Origin of the sequence: Nitrosomonas supralitoralis, assembly GCF_003011925.2 — a bacterium.
Lineage (GTDB): Bacteria > Pseudomonadota > Gammaproteobacteria > Burkholderiales > Nitrosomonadaceae > Nitrosomonas > Nitrosomonas supralitoralis.
In genome coordinates, this window is the sequence record NZ_PXXU01000138.1 from 1 (window position 1) to 1742 (window position 1742).

Annotated in this window: 1 protein-coding gene; it reads right to left on the reverse strand. The window is 39.6% G+C overall.

Annotated elements, in window-relative coordinates:
• On the reverse strand, nucleotides 1-1120 hold a 1120-nt coding region (locus tag C7H79_RS16995), incomplete at its 3' end, for a WD40/YVTN/BNR-like repeat-containing protein (protein WP_374058031.1).
• Nucleotides 1121-1742 lie beyond the last annotated feature (622 nt).

Sequence of the window (1742 nt, forward strand, 5' to 3'; positions counted from 1 at the left end):
TGATGAAGTTTGGCGACAAGGCTAAAGCTGTGAGCAGATTTTTGCGAGTTTGTTTCTGGCTCCAGGTAATGCCGCCATCTTTCGAGATGAAAAACCCATCATACGCAGAAAGAAAAACTGTTTGGTCAGTCAAAAAAGTGTTTGATACCTGCAGCTCACTGAATTCCTCTAATGGACTTGTTTGTCCGGTAACTTGGGCCCCGGAGGCATGGAGTGTCCAGTTGTCGCCGCCATTGGTAGATTTGTAAACGGAATGCGTTAAGCTGGTGCAGAAAACTGTACGATCAGTTAGATAGTTTGGAGAAAGCGACACATTATTGATCGCTTCCAATGGCAGATTGGCTGGCTTGTTAGTGAACGTAATGCCGGTGTCATTGCTATAAAAAATTCCATTGTTAGTGGCTAGAAATATCTCCTTGGGATTTCCTCTAGATATTGCTATATCGTAAACAGTTGAACCGTTAACATTTCCGATAGCGTTCCAGGTGAGGCCTCCATCGGTGGATTTCTGCAGGCCTCCGGTTTTATTCACTGTAATAGCGGTCAAGTCAGCCGTGAAACTGGGCGATACCGCAACCAGTTGTATTTTTGCAGATACATTCTGCACTTTAGTCCAAGCCGTCTCAGCTTTGGAACGTCGATAAAGTTGTCCGTCCAATGTGCTCAATAAAAGCACATAATCATTATTTCCCAGTTTTGCAATATTTAATTTATTTACTCTCAGGTTAGAAAGACCGGTATTAAAAAGCTCCCAAGAATTCCCCTGATCCACGGATCGATATACTCCATCCCCTTTAGTCGTGGCAAAAACTGTGTGATCGATGTTGTAGTTTGGTGAAACACGAACACCAATTTCTGAGTAAACATTGTCCAGCCCATTCGGCAGTCTGATCCAGGTCGTTCCGCCATCGGTCGATCTTAAAATGTTTGTATATTGATCTGAGGTCAATTCTCCATCGGTGGCCAGGAAGAGAGTTTTGTCATTGGCAAAATTAGGAGAAATACCTAATCCATATACCATATCATGTGGATTATGGGCGTGCAGGTTATTGCTAATGACGCAAAGTGATATCAGGACGATAAATAATGTTACTTTAATTTGAGAAAGCTTAGTTTGCATTCTGGTACCTCTGATTAGAAATAGTAATATTGCGTTTCTTCTGGTAATCACAAATGTTTGATGCGGACAATAGTACTTATATCCTGAGTTATTTGTAATTTATTAAGGGACTCTACATGATCATTTTAGGCCACTTTTTACGGTGCGTGATTTAATGCTACAAGTTTTGTATATGAGGCTTGATTAATTGTTTTAGCTTCTTTTAGTTGGAACATTTATTGTTGTAGATAATGTTCGAGCATTGAATATCATTACACAATGACAGATTTCTCTGAAATTGATTTCAGCTTTCACCAAGATTCTAATTATTTCAATGACTTCTAGATTATTGGTGGTTGAGTAATATTCTTATAACTCTACTCATAAGACAAGTGACAAGATGCAGTAATTATGTAGTTGTACTGTACTGATTATATCCTGGTATGTATGTAGGAATTCACTGATTTATATGGATATTATTAAGCAAATAGAATTTGAGGGCTAGAAGATACTGCTTCGGCGGCCGAAGCTTAGGGATCGATCCGCAAGTCGGGTATCAAGTTCAACAGCACTCTGATATCACTGTAACCGAAATATTGAGGAGTTTTTTTTCCTTGGCTATATCTAAGCTGAATTTCCACGT